We start from the raw sequence: 14,396 nt of genomic DNA, 5'->3' as shown, positions 1-14,396 counted from the left end.
TCACCACATTCCCCAGAAAGCCCTGGGGCATGTCCCGCCCATCGAGGCCATGAAAAGATGGTACGCAGAAAAACCGGAACTTTTCATAAAAGTGCCACGTAATCGTCCGGGACCTGACAGCTATATCTCAATAGGATGATTCCAGTTTGGGGCAATAAAAAAGCATCTGCTTGGCAGCTTGCCATGACATACATGACCGTATCGCAATACATCATCTACATGTTCATCGGTGTGTTGTTTCACTATCTCTATCGTGGGACGATTGGTGCCAATAAGGCCTATCTTGGTATCGGTGGGTTATTTACGATGTTCTGCATTCACTGGTGGGCAGGGCCTTATTCGGCGAACCTTGGGGTGGCTTGGAACTATGCATTCGCACTTCTGACGTTCACATTTGCGTATTCATTTCCGAATATATTTAAATCAAATCGTGTATTTGATTTTCTTGCGGACATTAGCTACCCGCTATACGTCATTCATGGCGTCGCTGGATATGTTGCACTCCGAATTTTGCTTGACATGGGCTTTAGGGCTTGGGCGTCACTCCTTATCGTTACTATTATCTGCCTATTCTTGTCATGGCTTCTTCATGTTCTGATTGAAAGCCCTTCCCAGAAACTTGGAAAACGGCTTGCCGTCAAGATGACACAGGCATATGTCAAGCCCGCACCAATGGTTCAGCAAGGATCATGACTTATAGATAACATACTACTGTTAAAGCGCAATAAAGCAGGTAGGCTAACACCAATGCGCCTCACTTCGAAGTTATGCCATGTCGCACCCAAAATGTCAGGCGACACTGTAAATTGACCCCCCGCGACGCGAGGAATGAACCCCTCTCGTTCGCAAGGAGATCATTGTTGGAAACGAAGAACATTAAGGCGAATCCTGTACGTCGTGTGGTTTGCGGAGTACATGAGAAGTTGGAGCTAGAAGCGGTCACAACGATCGTTCGGTTGGGGCAATCGGGCTTGGGCGCGAAGCGGATTGCTAGGACGCTGGGCATCGCGCGCAACACGGTGCGGCGCTATCTGATGAATGCGGGCGGGCCGGTGCCCTACCGGCAGCCGCAGCGCGTCAGCGTTCTGGGTTGGTCATGAAGCCTGGTTGCTAGAGCGTTTCCTGCAGCACCGGGGCAACTGTGACGTGGTGCGTCAGCAGTTGAGTAAGGAACTCGGGATCAAGACGAGTCTGCGCTCGGTCGAGCGCGCGTGCCGAACGTTCCGCCAGGAACTAGAGGTGAGTCGTCGTGCAACGATGCGCTTCGAGACCGCACTGGGCGAGCAGCTGCAGATTGACTTCGGCCAGACACGTGTGCTGCTTGGCGGTGGGTCGGTGCGGGTGTTCCTCTTTGTGGCGACACTGGGGGAGCCGACCGGTCGGTGAGTGGGGGGGGGTAGGTGTTTGGCGATGCGGTGGCCGGCACCGCTGTCCTCGATCGGCTGCTGCACCACAGCCAGGTCGTTACGATTCGGGGCGGCAGCTACCGGCTGCGCGACAAGCGCCGCAGCGGCCTTCTGCAGAACGCCGCTGCCCCCACCCCGATCACGTCAGAGAGTTGATTAACCCACGGGGTCAATTCCAGATGTCGTCATGGGGGTTAAATCGTCGGGTCGCTTGACAGCTTCCAAGGATCGTGTGGAGCGCCTGGTACGGGAGAACGGCATCCGTACCCGCCACAAGCAGTGGTTCAAGGCGAGCACGAACATGAAGCCTGCCCTGCTGTAGGCAGGCAAGCTGCTGAATCGAAACCTCACGCCAAGCGCGCCCAACCGGGTCTGGACAGCGGACATGACTTACCTATGGACGGATGAAGGTTGGCTGTACCTGGCCATCGTGCTGGGCCTCTGGAACCGCGACATGCTCAGCTGGGTCGACGATTTAAAAAACGAGCGGGTTCATGGCTGTCGCTACGCCACGCGGGCCAAGGCAACGGCGGGCATCTTCGAGTACATCGAGGTGTTCGGCAACCGGAAACGGCGTTACTCGACCCTCGGCTAAAGGTCGACAACCCAGTTCATGAAGGACTGGTCAACACGATGAAAAACTGGTAACATAAAATCTTCAGTTGGAAGACGAATAACCGGGGGAGCCTCAAAGAGGTGTCTACCTATACTTTTTTGGTAGATCAAGTCGCCCTCCCTGAAGGGCCAAATAAGTGAAAATGACTTACTTAACCGAAGTTTGGGCTGCCCGTTATTTTTGGGTGCATCTTGCGCTCTCAGACTTGCGCTCGAGGTGGCGTCGTTCATTCTTCGGTGCGCTCTGGTCCATGCTCCAGCCCTTGTTCATGACACTGATGCTGGCATTTGTTCTGGGAAGGGTCTTCAAACTTAATGTGCTGCATTACGCTCCATATATTCTTTCAGGAATGATAGTGTGGGAATATGTGGTTTCCACAGCCATTAATGGCGCTTTGGCATTTGTTCAGGCTGACGCTTATATCAAGCAATGCCGTCACCCGTTGGCCATCTATACATTGCGGACGGCATTGGCCAACTTGATCGTGCTGTTGTTGGCTAGCGTTACTTTGCTGTTGTGGGTGCTAGTGACGCTACCAGGAAACTTCGGCTGGGCCTGGCTGGGTGCACTTCCCGTGTTTCCCTTGTTGCTCGCAGTTGCTTGGCCTCTAGCAACGCTTCTTGCCTACATCGGGGTTCGTTTCCGTGATCTGCAGCACGCCTTGGGGCTCGTTTTTCAGGCGTTGTGGTTTGTATCTCCGATCTATTTTGAGGCACGATTTTTCCGAGAAGGTGGCTTGGGAGTGTTGGTCGATTACAACCCGGTCTACCATTTGTTGGAAATTGTTCGGGCGCCTCTTTTGAATGGCACCTGGCCTGCCCTCACGAACTACGCAGTCGTCGCAGGTTGTGCTCTGGTGCTCGGCTTGCTGGCTTGGCTCGTTGGTCGCCGGGCTGAATCCAAAGTGATCTTTTACCTATGAACCGCAGCTATATCCGCCTGGAAGCGGTCGACCTGTTGTATTCCTCTATGGCTTACAAGGAGCGCTCCTTGAAGGCCTTGCTCGCTAACATGCTCAATCGACGGGGCGCCCGCGCATCAGTCATACATGATGTGCACGCGTTGAAGCATGTTTCTCTTGAGATAAGGGAGGGTGAGCGTGTTGGTTTGCTCGGACACAACGGCGCGGGCAAAAGCACTTTTCTGAAAACCGTTGCCGGGCTATACCCGATTTCTTCCGGAAAGGTGACCGTCGAGGGAACCGTCAGAGCACTGTTTGACTTGAGTCTGGGTTTTGAACCGGACGCGACCGGACGGGAGAATATCCTCTATCGTGGCTTGCTGCTGGGGCTGTCCCCCAAAGCAATACGGGCACTCGAAGAAGAAATTGTCGCCTTCGCAGACTTGGGTGAATTCATCGATTATCCAATCAAGACGTACTCCGCTGGTATGATGGTCCGCCTGGCTTTCGCCATTTCCACCGCGGTGGGAGGTGATATACTTCTGCTGGATGAGGTGATCGGCGCAGGCGATGCAAAATTCATGGAGCGAGCCAAGAAGAGGATAAAGTCATTAATCGAGAACTCCAAGATCCTCGTTCTCGCCTCGCATGATTTTGCGGCGCTGGAGTCAATCTGCGAACGCGGGCTGGTGTTTCACCATGGCGAAGTGGTGCATGATGGAAGTATCCAGTCCGCAATACAGGTTTTCAGAAAGATCAACGGACTGAGTGAATTAATATGAATGCAACGGACACCAAGCCTATCAAGGTGGCCGTTCTCGATCCAGTCGGTTTTCGCGGTGGTCAGGCAAGGGCGCTGCAACTGGTCGCTGAGGCTATCTACCAGGGCAGCCGGGCAGAAGGTATGCCAGCTGAGGTGGTTTTGGGCTATCTCGAAACCCCTAGTCATCAACCCGACGACTTCCGAGAACTGCGTCAGGAGATCAAGCAGAGGCCATTCGTCTGGAAGACGCTGTCCACAGGCGAGGCCCGTCGGGCGCTAACGTATGCAGGTGTACCTTTACCTGAGGTTTTGGAGCAGGAATATCAGGTGCCGGACGACGGTATCAATCAGTTCTACGATTGCGATTTTTGGCTGTTTATTTCGGATTGGCTGCTAAAGCCGCTGTTGCCCATCCGTAGCTATGCGTTGATGGTGTACGACTATATCCAGCGATACGAGCCGAATGTTCTTCCTGCGGAGGCCAATTTAACATTCCTTCGTGCCGCACGCCGAGCAAGCGGCGTGCTAGTGACTACCAAATTCACACTGATGGATGCGCTCCAGTATGCCGGTGTCGCGCTTGATCGCGTGCACAAGGTTCCCATGCTGGCGCCCGACTTTTCGAGAGATGGTGTGTGTCGACAGAAGTCGGAGCCATCTGACTATTTCATCTGGACGACGAATTTAGCCATACACAAGAACCACGTCAACGCTGTCAAGGCTTTGCGGATCTACTACGAGCAGTTGAGCGGTTCGCTGCGTTGCCTGTTGACCGGATTTAACTCGAATGCGATCCTCAAGGGGGCGTACCCCCATCTCGAACCGGTTCGGGAGATGGTTGTGCAGAGCCAAGCCCTCCAGGACAAGGTGGTTGCGATGGGCGATTTGCCAGATGTTCGATATCGAAATTTGCTCGCAAACGCGCGTTTCCTTTGGCATCCGGCCCGCATCGACAATGGGAGCTTCTGCGTAGTGGAGGCAGCCTTTCTGGGTGTGCCGTCCTTATCCAGTGACTATCCAGCCATGCGGGAGATGGATGACTTTTACAAACTTGGCCTCAGCTGGTGTAATCCTCATAATCCAGCGCAAATGGCGGAACAACTGAAACGCATGGAGCAGGAGGCTGACGCCCGCAAAAACGACTTGCCTGACGTGGCAGATCTTGAGGCCAAGGGGGTGGCATCTGCAGCGGTTGAATATTGGAAGGCGGTTCAGGCATGTCTATGAGACGATACGGAATTTATTTGGCCTATGCGCCGACGACGGACTTGCGCGGCGAGGGCCTGGGCCGGCATCTGGCCAATATGCTGCGTGGCGCGGAAATGCATGGAAATGCACGTTTCGTGCTGGCTTGTCCTAGCTGGCTGTTGCCGGAATTGCGACGGTTGTTCGCGGACGAGGGGGTGTCTCCAGAGACCTATGAGGTGATTACGACCCGTGGAATGCCCTTGTCATTGAGATTCTATTTCTTATTGCGGTGGCTAGCCCGTTTTGGTTCGAGAAGTCAGATCAGGTCCAAAGATGGGTGGATGGCGCGATGTGGTTCACGAATTAACCAGGCCCGAGAATGGGTCTTAGAACATTTTCTGGCAACGCGGAATCTCGTTTCTTTCCTGCTGTTGCTACCATTTGTACTTACGTCGTTATTGATGTCAAAGGCCCTTATCGCAATCGCACGTGGCGTTAGGAATGCTGCTTCGCGTATCAAGAAGCGCGTCCTTGAAAGGTTACCAAATTTTGCCTCTAGACCCCAGTCCATAGGCCTGGTGTTTCGTTTATACCGGTATCTCGAGGTGAAGGAAGCCAACCTGTTGGTAAGGTTGATCAACAGTCGTCGTGATGTTGATGTCTGGTACTCGCCCACGTCCTTCTGGCCTGAATTCAATGGCATCCACGGCCCTAAGCTGATGTGTGTGCCGGATGTGGTCCTTTCCAATTTTCCAGTCGGATATGCATTAGTTGGCGGTGACCGCGTCATGCATGCATTCACCCGGGTGGAAGCTGCCATCCGTGGGGCCGATAACTATGTAACCTACAGCGAGGATGTAAAGTGGAACACGCTTGTCAGAGGCTACGGCGTCGATCCAGAGCGCGTATTCGTCGTTCCGCATGGAAACAACTCCCTAGCTGAATTCTTGGCCATGGAGAGCAGTGAAGCGTCGATTTCGATGGATGAAAGTTGTCGGGCGCATCTCATGCAGGCGATGCGCAAATCGTCTGAGCCGGAATACGCTCTGGATTTTAAGAACATGCAATTCCGCTACATTTTCTATGCAAGCCAGTTCAGGCCTAACAAGAACGTGCTGACGCTGTTGCGCGCCTACGAATGGCTGCTCAGGCACAGGTATGTCGGAGTGAAGCTGATCTTAACCGGTAATCCCGAGGCGATGCCGGAAATACGAAGCTTCATAAAAGAGCGAGAATTGACGAAGGATGTCTTGTGTTTGCGGGGACTGAGCACGCGGGAGCTCGCTGCTTGCTATCGGCTTGCAATACTTGCTGTGAATCCAAGTCTTTCCGAAGGCGGCTTTCCATTCACGTTCGATGAGGCCTTGTCCGTGGGTACGCCAGTGGTGATGTCTCGGATTGGTGTGACCGAGGAAATCATTACCGATCATGAGCTCCAAGCAGATATGCTGTTTGATCCTTATGACTGGCAGGACATGGCGCGCAAGATCGAGTGGGCACTGGAAAACCGTGACCAGCTTTACCAAAAACAGAAACCTATTTATGAAATTCGCTCGCAGCGCTCTTGGACGCACGTAGTGGACGACTATGTTAGTTTGCTAGATAGGATATCGTGCCAACCCAACGGGTCTGCAATACAGCTATGATCTACGATGGCCTGGCGATTTTGGGGTTCGGCGGCCATGCCCGCAGCGTCGCCGACGTGGCACTCGAGCTTGGGATTAGAAGCCTCCGATTCATCGATGAAAATGCGCGGCCAGGGGAGCACTTTGCTGGCTTCGTTGTTGTAAAGGATCTTGAATATCCCTTACCATCCGGTTGGGCAGCATTCCCGGCGCTCGGTGACAGCGTAAGGCGACAGCACCTAGTGCAGTTCGCGTTGCGGAACAATATCCCATTGGCAACTCTGATCGCGAAGTCTGCCTATATCGGCCGCGAGGCCACCGTGGCAAAGGGCGTTTTCATTGGGAATAACGTTAGCGTTGGGCCTGCTACCCGATTGGGCATCGGTTGCATCATAAATACCTCAGCTGTAGTGGATCACGAATCGGTGATCGGCGAATATACCCATGTTTCGGTGAACGCGACGGTTGCAGGAAGATGCCAGATTGGCAATAACGTCATGATAGGCGCGGGGGCAGTGATCATAGATGGGATACATATTGCCGACGGCGTGATTGTCGGCGCAGGTGCTGTGGTCGTTCACGATATTGACGAAGCTGGAGTTTACGTCGGTGTACCAGCGAAGTGTCTGAATAGATAGTCATGTTTTTTACTACGCCCTCCGTGTTACACCTGCGCCGCGAGGAAAAGGCGCTAGCCGAAGCGGCCGCGTTGCGGGTGTGGTCAAAAAGGCTCGAGGCGATCTTCCCCAAGGGCAAGGGCGAGGACGCATGATCGGCCTGGAAGATCGCCAAACGCTGGTCCAACATCTCGAGACTGCGCACGCGGCCAGGGCACGCCTGCGCCCGCTGCAGCGCTGGAAGGCCAAGGATGCCTTGCACCTAGGAGAGCGCAGGCCCTTGGCCAAGCGTGCGAGGCCAGCGCACGCGCTCAGCGGCGAGGAACAGGCGCAGATTCTGGCGTTGGCCAACGCGCCGCGCTTCACTGATCAGCCCCCGGCGCGCATCGTGCCGGCGCTGGCCTCTGGACGTCCATGGGACTGGGCACCCGTCGGCGCCGTCACGCTCAACCCGGAACGAGACGACGTCGTTCGCAAACACACCCTGGCAGAATATATCGGACAGTCAATTACATGAATCAGGCGATAACTATCTTGACTTGCGCCGGGGCGGCAGGGCAGGCGCAGGCGTTTACGTGGGCGCGCTCGGCGCAGGCGATGGTGCGGGTGTTCGATGAGGCGCTGGCGGCGCGCCGAGGAGGCGGGGCGTGAGCCTGCGGGTGCTGCAGGTGTATCGGACTTATTATCCGGATACGCGCGGCGGGATCGAGGAGGTGATGCGCCAGATCGCGCTGGCGGTGCGTCCGCACGGGGTGGATGCGACGATCTTCGCTTTGTCGCCGCGGCCGCGGCCGGAAGTCCTGGAGCGGCCGGAGGGGCGGGTGGTGCGGGCGCGCTCGTGGGCGGCGCCGGCTTCGTGCGATCTGGGGGGGGCGGCGGCGCTGCGGCAGTTCGCGCGGCTTGCCGCCGCGGCGGACGTGATCCATCTGCATTTTCCCTGGCCTTTTGCCGATGCGCTGCTGGCGGCGGTGCGTCCGCGCTCGCCGGTGGTGGTGACCTACCATTCCGACGTGGTACGCCAGCGGCTGCTGGCGCGGTGCTATGCGCCCTTGATGTGGCGTACGTTTGCGCGGGCGCAGGCGGTGGTGGCGACTTCGCCGACTTATGCGGCCACGAGCCCGGTGCTGGCCGATGCGCGGCTGCGGGGGAAGGTGCGGGTGATTCCGCTGGGGATCGACGAGGCGAGCGTGGCGGCGCCGGATAGAGGGATTTTGGCGCGTCTGGGGCTGGCGGAGGGGGAGCCGTTCGTGCTCTTCGTGGGGGTGCTGCGCTATTACAAGGGGCTGGAGACGCTGCTGGCGGCGGCGCGCGGTTTGCCGGGCCGGGTGGTGATTGCCGGGGAGGGGGCCGAAGGGGGGCGGCTGCAGGCGCAGGCGCCGGGCAACGTGTGCTTTGCCGGCCGGGTGAGCGAGGCGGAAAAGGCGGCGCTGCTGCGGGCATGCCGGGCGGTGGTGCTGCCGTCGCATCTGCGCTCGGAGGCGTTCGGCATGGTGCTCGTCGAGGGGGCGTTGTGCGGCAAGCCCTTGGTGAGCTGCGAGATCGGCACGGGGACGACGTACGTGAACGTGGCCGGGGAGACGGGGCTGGTGGTGCCGCCGCAGGATGCGGCGGCGCTGCGCGCGGCGCTCGCGCGCCTTCTGACGGACGAAGCTCTGGCGCGGCAGATGGGCGCGGCGGCGCGGCGGCGCTACGAGCGGCTCTTCTGCGGCGCGGCGCTGGGGGCGGCGTATGCGGCTTTGTACGGTGAGGTGAGTCCTTCTGCTTCGGCGTGACCGACTTTTCGCCCGGCCCGTTGAGCTTGCCCGCATTCGCCGCTTTCATCCCGTTGCGCAGGGGGTCTGTTCGTTCAATCCCAATTTTTGGGGAAGCTCAGCTCAGTATTGCTGAAGCGGCGTTTGCTGTGCGCAGGGGTGCAGATGCTGGCGAAGGTGGCATGCGCCGGGGCGGAGCGGGCCTTACTGGGAGTGCAGGGGTGAGAAGGCGATGATCGTTCTCTTGACGGCGTTTCTGGCAAGTTTCTTGGTGACCTTGGGAGTGATCCGGTGGCACCGTTTTCATGGGCATCTTGCCGCCGACGATGGGTTTTCCGGCGTGCAGAAGTTTCACCGCCATGCGGTGGCGCGCATCGGCGGGGTGGGCGTGGCGCTGGGCCTGACGGCTGCGGCGTTGGTGCTGTGGCTCGACGGTCGGGGCATCGCGCGCGAGTTCGCCCTGCTGCTCGCGGCTGGCATTCCGGCGTTCGCCGGGGGGCTTGCCGAGGATGTGACCAAGCGCGTGGGCGTGGGGACGCGGCTTGTGCTCACCATGGGCGCGGCGGCGCTGGGGTTTTGGTTTCTGGGGGCGACGCTCACGCGGGTGGACGTGCCGTTCGTCGATGAGCTTTTTCGCTATGGGCCGCTGGCCCTTGCCTTGACGGTGGTGGCGGTGGGCGGGGTGGCTAATGCGATCAACATCATCGACGGGTTCAATGGCCTGGCGGGCATGGTGGGGGTGATGATCCTGGCGGCGCTAGGGTACGTGGCCTACGTGCTGGGCGATCATCTGCTGTGGAACGTGTGCATCGCCAGCGTTGGGGCGATTTTGGGGTTCTTCGTGTGGAACTACCCGCGGGGGCTCGTTTTCCTCGGCGACGGCGGGGCGTATTTGGTGGGCTTCCTGATCGGCGAGGTGTCGGTGCTGCTGGTGGGGCGGCACCCGGAGGTGTCGGCGTGGTTCCCCATGCTCTTGGTAGTGTATCCGGTGTTCGAGACGGTGTTTTCCATCTACCGGCGCAAGATAGTGCGGGATACTTCGCCTGGATTGCCGGATGCGTTGCATTTGCATACGCTGGTATTCCGCCGCATCGTGCGCTGGGCCGGCGGGCGTGAGGCGGAGGCGCTGGTGCGGCGCAATTCGGCCACTTCCCCTTACTTGTGGCTGCTGTGTTCGGCCTCGGTGATCCCGGCGGTGCTCTTCTGGCGGCACACGTACGTGCTGATGGGCTTCACGCTCGGGTTCGCGGCGCTGTACGTGTGGCTGTACCGGCGCATCGTGCGCTTTCGCACGCCGGGGGTGCTGCGGCGGAGGTGAGGTTGCCTACTTGGGAGTCTGGCCGCGCGCATCTCACCCAGGCAGGTGGTCACGACCACGCGCTCGGCCCAGGTTTCGAGCTCCTCGCTCGACGCCGAGTGCAGGCGCGTTTGCACCCACTCGGGCAGCGGCCCGAAGCGGCGGGTGAGCATACGTTGGAGTAAGAGGGCCTCGCCTTCGAGCCGCCCCAGCCCTTTGGCCGGCAGGAACCCTTCGATGAGGTGCTGCACTACCTTGGGCGAGGAGAAGAGGTGCTTGTAGCTGGCGTCGTGGCGGGCGTTCATGGGGGGTATTGTAGCCGGGCAGGGGCATTTTTGTGCTGCTCAGCGCAGCGGCGTGTCGGAGCGCGGGGGCGCGGGGGCGTCGGAATGCGGCGTTACGTCAATAAGTGGGTGTCCCTTTGTTTTTCCGAGAGACTTGCCTGGATATATCGCATGAGGTATATTTGCTACATGACCAAACCGCCTCGCCAAGAGCGACCCTTGCACTGGGTCGGCTCATCCAAACGCGATCTGTTGGCGTTCCCAGAGGACGCCATCGATGACTTTGGCTACTGGCTGGGGGTAGTGCAGTTGGGTGGGCAGCCGCCTTCGGCCAAACCTTGGAAAGGCGAAGGCCCTGGTGTCTATGAGCTGGTCGAGGATGTGCGGGGTGCCACGTACCGAGTGGCCTACACGGTGCGCTTTGCCAAAGCGGTGTATGTGTTGCATTGCTTCCAGAAGAAATCCCCCTCAGGCATCCGCACCGCCCGCCAGGACATTGAACTGATTCACGAGCGCCTGAAGCTGGCGCGACAAGACTACGAGGTGCGATATGGCCATGATGAATGATGATGCAATCGATGTCGGCACGGGCGATGTCTTCAAGGATCTCGGATTTGCCGATGCTCAGGAGCGTCGGCTGCGCACCGAACTGGCCATGCGCCTGAACGACTTGATCAAGGAGCGCAAACTCACCCAGACAGCGGCCGCCGAGATTTTTGGGATTGCCCAGTCGCACGTCTCCGAGCTGCGCAACTTCAAGCTGCGCCGTTTTTCTTCGGAGCGGCTGCTGCACTTCATCACTCAGCTGGACAAAGACGTGGAGATCATCATCCGCCCTAAAGCACGCGATCACGCAGCAGGCTCGGTGTCCATCCTGGTTGCTACCTGAAGCAGTGGGCGCGACCTCACCCCTTCGCCAGCTCCTCGCGCAGCGCCCGCTCCATCTGCCGCCGGTACTCCCGTAGGGCCACGCTGCGCACGGTGTCGGCCATGCCGAAGCGCGGCTCGACCTTTCTGCTGGCGGCGCAGCAGGTACAAGGCCAGGATGCGTTTCCCGTCCCGGCGCTCGAATACGGCACCAGCGCGGTAGAACACGTGCTTCTTCGCCAGCATCGGACCCGGCCACTGGAGGTGGGGGCATCGGAGTGGCGTCGGAATGCGGCGTTACGAAAAGTAAGTGGGTGTCCCTTTGTTTTCTTAGGTCTTCGAGCTTTTCCATCAGGGCCTCGAATGCCTTTGCCGGCACGCAATAGAAGGCGGGTTCATTGCGGTTGAGGATGGCCACCGGTCCACCCTTCCCGGCGGCAGGTCCGGCGGCAGGATCTCGGCAAGGTCAGTGCAGGGCGGCGAGTGCGGCTTCCGGCGCTTTGTCCAGCACTCTGAGCAATGCCTTGGCGGCACCCGTTGGGCAGCGCTTTCCTTGTTCCCAGTTGCGGATGGTGTCTAGCGGAACATTGATCCGCTCGGCAAATTCCGCCTGGCTAAGACCCAAGCGCAGGCGGAGGCGGCGCACGAAGCGGGCGACGTCTTGCGCCGCTTCGGCCTCATCGGCGGCGGCTTGTCGGGCAATGTCGCTCTCCGTCGTGGCATCGACCCGCTCGGGATCGATGCGCCCTACCTCCAGCGATTCTGGAATTGCAGGGTCAATCCTCATGCGTACGTTTTTCATGGCGTGATTGTAGTTCGACGGACTACCCGCCACAAGGTGCAAAGCGACGTTATTTCGGCGGTCCCTGTTCCAGCTCGAGGCGTAGCCGGGTGAGGACGCGCGTTTCGAGCAGCGCCATTTCTTCGGCGAGGATTTGCGGCAGGCGCCGTTCGATCCAGCGCAGTTGCGCTTCGGCGGTGGGACCGAGGGTAGCAGCGGGGGGCGGGGCGCTTGCGGCGGGGGAGGGATCGACGACTTCCGTGAGGAGCGGGAGGTCGTCTACGGGAAGCGGCGGGGTGGCAGGGGATGGGTCGTTGGCTGGGGTCATGGGGTCGGGGTCTTACGGGGGATGGCCTGGACGTCGTGACCTTCGGCGCGGTAGCGGCGAAAACGTTCGCGCGCGGGGGCTTTGTCGCTTTCCTGTGCGCTGACGACTTCCAGGATCCAGTCGGTGGCTTGGTCCGCTTCGGGGTAGGAGCGGGCGAGCTGGATGAGGACGGGGCGCGGCGGGAGGGGCGCGGCGGCCGGCAGGAGGACGATGGGGGTGTGTTCGGCAAGCGGGGAGCTTGCGGGCACGTTGGGTAGGAAGTCGCCGGCTTGGTGCGTCCACAGGCGCTGGGCGAAGGTGGCGAGCGCCGCTTCGTCTTCCAGGCGCACGGCCACTTCTTGCCCGGCGCGGTAGGCGCGGGCGACGAGCTCGTGGGCGAGCGCGAGCGGCTCGGGCACGTCGTAGTAGAAACGCACGTGCGCCATGGAAGGAGTCAGTCGGCTTGGCGCCGAGCGGCAGCCCGATCGAGGAGGAATTCGACGAGCAGGGGCACGGGGCGGCCGGTGGCGCCTTTCTTCTCGCCGGAGCGCCAGGCGGTGCCGGCGATGTCGAGATGCGCCCAGGGGACGTTGTCGACGAAGCGGGCGAGGAAGCAGGCGGCGGTGATGGAGCCGGCGGCGCGGTCGGTGCTGACGTTGGCGACGTCGGCGAAGTTGCTCTTGAGCGCTTCCTGGTATTCGTCCCACAGCGGCAGCTGCCAAGCGGGGTCGGCGGCGCGCTCGCCGCTCGCGAGGAGCGCTTGCGCGAGCGTTTCGTCGTTGCTCATGAGGCCGGTGGCTTCCTTGCCGAGGGCGATGACGATGGCGCCGGTGAGCGTGGCGACGTCGATGATGCACTCGGGGCGGTATTCGCGCTGGGCGTAGGTGAGGGCGTCGCACAGGATGAGGCGCCCTTCGGCGTCGGTGTTGAGGATTTCCACCGTGCGTCCGGCGAGCGTGCGCACGACGTCGCCCGGGCGGGTGGCGGTGCCGCTGGGGAGGTTCTCGGTGGCGGGGACGAGGGCGACGACGTCGAGCGGGAGCTTGAGCCGGGCGACGGCTTCCAGGGCGCCGAGCACGGCGGCGGCGCCGCACATGTCGAATTTCATCTCGTCCATTTGGGCGGCGGGCTTGAGACAGATGCCGCCGGAGTCGAAGGTGATGCCTTTGCCCACGAGCACGACGGGGCGGCGCTTGCCGCGCTTCTCGCCGCTGCCGCGGTATTCGGCCACGATGAACTTGGGCGGAGTCTTGCTGCCGGCGGCGACCGCGAGGAAGGCGCCCATGCCGAGGCGCTCGGCCTCTTCGCGCTCGAGCACCTGGACCTTGAGCTCGTAGGTCTTGCCGAGTTCCAGCGCCGTTTCGGCGAGCTTGGCGGGGGTGCAGAGGTTGGGCGGGAGGTTGCCGAGTTCGCGCGCGCGCGCCATGCCGGCGGCGATTGCGCGGCCTTCTTCGAGCGCGGCGAGTTCGTCGGGAGCGAGCGGGGCGGACAGCGGCAGTTCGATGCGCTCGGCGCCGCGCGGTTTCTTGCCGTTGGCGGTTTTGGTGGCGTCGTAGGTATAGGTGGCGTCTTCGAGCGCCGTGGCCAGCCGGCGCAGGCGCTCGGCGAGCGTGGTGCCGGGCACGTCGAGCTCGGCGAGCGCCACGACCGCCGCGCCGCCGGGGCCGTTGGCGAGCGCCGCGGCCGCCGCGCGCACCGCTTTCATCCAGGCGCGGCGATCGAGCTTGGCGCGCGGGCCCAGGGAGACGACGTGCAGCCGCTCGACGTCCAGCCCCGGGAGCGTGGTGTAGGTATGCAGGCTTCCGGCCTTGTCGAGATCGATTTCTTCGTCCAGGAGCGCCGTGAGCTTGCCTTTGGTGAGCTTGTCGAGACGCTTGGCCAGCGGCGTGGGCTCGTCGGCGAAGACGGGGAGCACGAAGGAGGCGGCAGGGATTTTTTCGGCGGGCTGGATGTTTATGGTAAATTCCACGGGCTCACTCCTCGCAGTCGATTC

At 60.4% G+C, this 14,396-nt stretch carries 19 protein-coding genes and 5 pseudogenes; 17 read left to right on the top strand and 7 right to left on the bottom strand.

Features of this window, described 5'->3' with window-relative positions; genetic code table 11:
- The 15 genes and pseudogenes from EPD82_RS12380 to EPD82_RS05505 all read left to right on the top strand — a co-directional run.
- Positions 1-139: pseudogene (locus tag EPD82_RS12380) on the top strand (IS481 family transposase); the annotation flags it as partial.
- A 44-nt stretch (positions 140-183) separates the two neighbouring features.
- Positions 184-693, top strand: coding sequence for an acyltransferase family protein (locus tag EPD82_RS05565; RefSeq protein WP_206202201.1), 510 nt, complete (start codon positions 184-186; stop codon positions 691-693).
- A gap of 167 nt (positions 694-860) precedes the next feature.
- A complete protein-coding gene (locus EPD82_RS05560; RefSeq protein WP_141056043.1) occupies positions 861-1,100 on the top strand; it encodes a hypothetical protein in 240 nt (79 codons plus the stop codon).
- 7 nt (positions 1,101-1,107) lie between these two features.
- The gene (locus tag EPD82_RS05555) at positions 1,108-1,386 is read left to right on the top strand and encodes a hypothetical protein (protein WP_141056041.1); all 279 of its coding nucleotides are present in this window, start codon (positions 1,108-1,110) and stop codon (positions 1,384-1,386) included.
- Positions 1,370-1,562 (top strand): annotated as a pseudogene (locus tag EPD82_RS05550) (ATP-binding protein); the annotation flags it as partial. The gene EPD82_RS05555 and the pseudogene EPD82_RS05550, both read left to right, overlap by 17 nt.
- Before the next feature lie 229 nt (positions 1,563-1,791).
- Positions 1,792-2,001 (top strand): IS3 family transposase, encoded by a 210-nt coding sequence (locus EPD82_RS12375; protein WP_141056039.1) that lies wholly within the window; start codon positions 1,792-1,794, stop codon positions 1,999-2,001.
- A gap of 163 nt (positions 2,002-2,164) precedes the next feature.
- The gene (locus tag EPD82_RS05540) at positions 2,165-2,944 is read left to right on the top strand and encodes an ABC transporter permease (RefSeq protein ID WP_141056059.1); all 780 of its coding nucleotides are present in this window, start codon (positions 2,165-2,167) and stop codon (positions 2,942-2,944) included.
- A complete protein-coding gene (locus tag EPD82_RS05535) occupies positions 2,941-3,705 on the top strand; it encodes an ABC transporter ATP-binding protein (protein WP_141056037.1) in 765 nt (254 codons plus the stop codon). Before EPD82_RS05540 ends, EPD82_RS05535 begins: the two co-directional genes overlap by 4 nt.
- On the top strand, positions 3,702-4,913 hold the full coding sequence (locus tag EPD82_RS05530; protein WP_141056035.1) for a glycosyltransferase: 1,212 nt from the start codon (positions 3,702-3,704) through the stop codon (positions 4,911-4,913). The genes EPD82_RS05535 and EPD82_RS05530 overlap by 4 nt, the downstream gene beginning before the upstream one ends.
- Positions 4,914-4,930: 17 nt before the next feature.
- Positions 4,931-6,520: a glycosyltransferase gene (locus tag EPD82_RS05525; RefSeq protein WP_170210797.1), complete on the top strand. Its 1,590-nt coding sequence runs from the start codon at positions 4,931-4,933 to the stop codon at positions 6,518-6,520.
- Entirely contained in the window at positions 6,517-7,137 is a 621-nt protein-coding gene (locus EPD82_RS05520) for a NeuD/PglB/VioB family sugar acetyltransferase (protein WP_141056031.1), read from the top strand. Before EPD82_RS05525 ends, EPD82_RS05520 begins: the two co-directional genes overlap by 4 nt.
- A gap of 32 nt (positions 7,138-7,169) precedes the next feature.
- Positions 7,170-7,519, top strand: a pseudogene (locus EPD82_RS05515) (IS3-like element ISAzo10 family transposase); the annotation flags it as partial.
- 110 nt (positions 7,520-7,629) lie between these two features.
- A complete protein-coding gene (locus EPD82_RS11915) occupies positions 7,630-7,767 on the top strand; it encodes a hypothetical protein (protein ID WP_170210796.1) in 138 nt (45 codons plus the stop codon).
- Positions 7,764-8,888: a glycosyltransferase gene (locus EPD82_RS05510; protein ID WP_206202199.1), complete on the top strand. Its 1,125-nt coding sequence runs from the start codon at positions 7,764-7,766 to the stop codon at positions 8,886-8,888. The genes EPD82_RS11915 and EPD82_RS05510 overlap by 4 nt, the downstream gene beginning before the upstream one ends.
- Positions 8,889-9,099: 211 nt before the next feature.
- Positions 9,100-10,185 (top strand): MraY family glycosyltransferase, encoded by a 1,086-nt coding sequence (locus EPD82_RS05505; RefSeq protein ID WP_141056029.1) that lies wholly within the window; start codon positions 9,100-9,102, stop codon positions 10,183-10,185.
- A 71-nt stretch (positions 10,186-10,256) separates the two neighbouring features.
- Here EPD82_RS05505 and EPD82_RS12370 read toward each other — a convergent pair.
- A pseudogene (locus EPD82_RS12370) lies at positions 10,257-10,469 on the bottom strand (DUF4351 domain-containing protein); the annotation flags it as partial.
- Between the two features lie 168 nt (positions 10,470-10,637).
- Here EPD82_RS12370 and EPD82_RS05495 point away from each other — a divergent pair.
- Positions 10,638-11,015: a type II toxin-antitoxin system RelE/ParE family toxin gene (locus EPD82_RS05495; RefSeq protein ID WP_141056025.1), complete on the top strand. Its 378-nt coding sequence runs from the start codon at positions 10,638-10,640 to the stop codon at positions 11,013-11,015.
- Positions 10,999-11,337, top strand: coding sequence for a helix-turn-helix domain-containing protein (locus tag EPD82_RS05490; protein WP_206202198.1), 339 nt, complete (start codon positions 10,999-11,001; stop codon positions 11,335-11,337). The genes EPD82_RS05495 and EPD82_RS05490 overlap by 17 nt, the downstream gene beginning before the upstream one ends.
- Before the next feature lie 16 nt (positions 11,338-11,353).
- Here EPD82_RS05490 and EPD82_RS11910 read toward each other — a convergent pair whose 3' ends face one another.
- The 6 genes and pseudogenes from EPD82_RS11910 to EPD82_RS05465 form a co-directional block, all read right to left on the bottom strand.
- On the bottom strand, positions 11,354-11,527 hold the full coding sequence (locus EPD82_RS11910; RefSeq protein WP_170210795.1) for a hypothetical protein: 174 nt from the start codon (positions 11,525-11,527) through the stop codon (positions 11,354-11,356).
- A gap of 119 nt (positions 11,528-11,646) precedes the next feature.
- Positions 11,647-11,760: pseudogene (locus tag EPD82_RS12365) on the bottom strand (type II toxin-antitoxin system Phd/YefM family antitoxin); the annotation flags it as partial.
- A gap of 21 nt (positions 11,761-11,781) precedes the next feature.
- Positions 11,782-12,102 (bottom strand): helix-turn-helix domain-containing protein, encoded by a 321-nt coding sequence (locus EPD82_RS05480; protein WP_206202197.1) that lies wholly within the window; start codon positions 12,100-12,102, stop codon positions 11,782-11,784.
- A gap of 64 nt (positions 12,103-12,166) precedes the next feature.
- Positions 12,167-12,424 (bottom strand): hypothetical protein, encoded by a 258-nt coding sequence (locus tag EPD82_RS05475; protein ID WP_141056021.1) that lies wholly within the window; start codon positions 12,422-12,424, stop codon positions 12,167-12,169.
- Positions 12,421-12,849 carry a DNA polymerase III subunit chi gene (locus EPD82_RS05470; protein WP_141056019.1) on the bottom strand — a complete coding sequence of 143 codons (429 nt, stop codon included), beginning with the start codon at positions 12,847-12,849 and terminating at the stop codon, positions 12,421-12,423. The genes EPD82_RS05475 and EPD82_RS05470 overlap by 4 nt, the downstream gene beginning before the upstream one ends.
- Positions 12,850-12,857: 8 nt before the next feature.
- On the bottom strand, positions 12,858-14,372 hold the full coding sequence (locus tag EPD82_RS05465; RefSeq protein ID WP_206202196.1) for a leucyl aminopeptidase: 1,515 nt from the start codon (positions 14,370-14,372) through the stop codon (positions 12,858-12,860).
- Positions 14,373-14,396 lie beyond the last annotated feature (24 nt).

This window comes from Tepidiphilus succinatimandens (assembly GCF_006503695.1).
GTDB lineage: Bacteria > Pseudomonadota > Gammaproteobacteria > Burkholderiales > Rhodocyclaceae > Tepidiphilus > Tepidiphilus succinatimandens.
The sequence above is the reverse complement of the archived record's forward strand: the minus strand, read 5'-3'. Positions and strand labels throughout refer to the sequence as shown.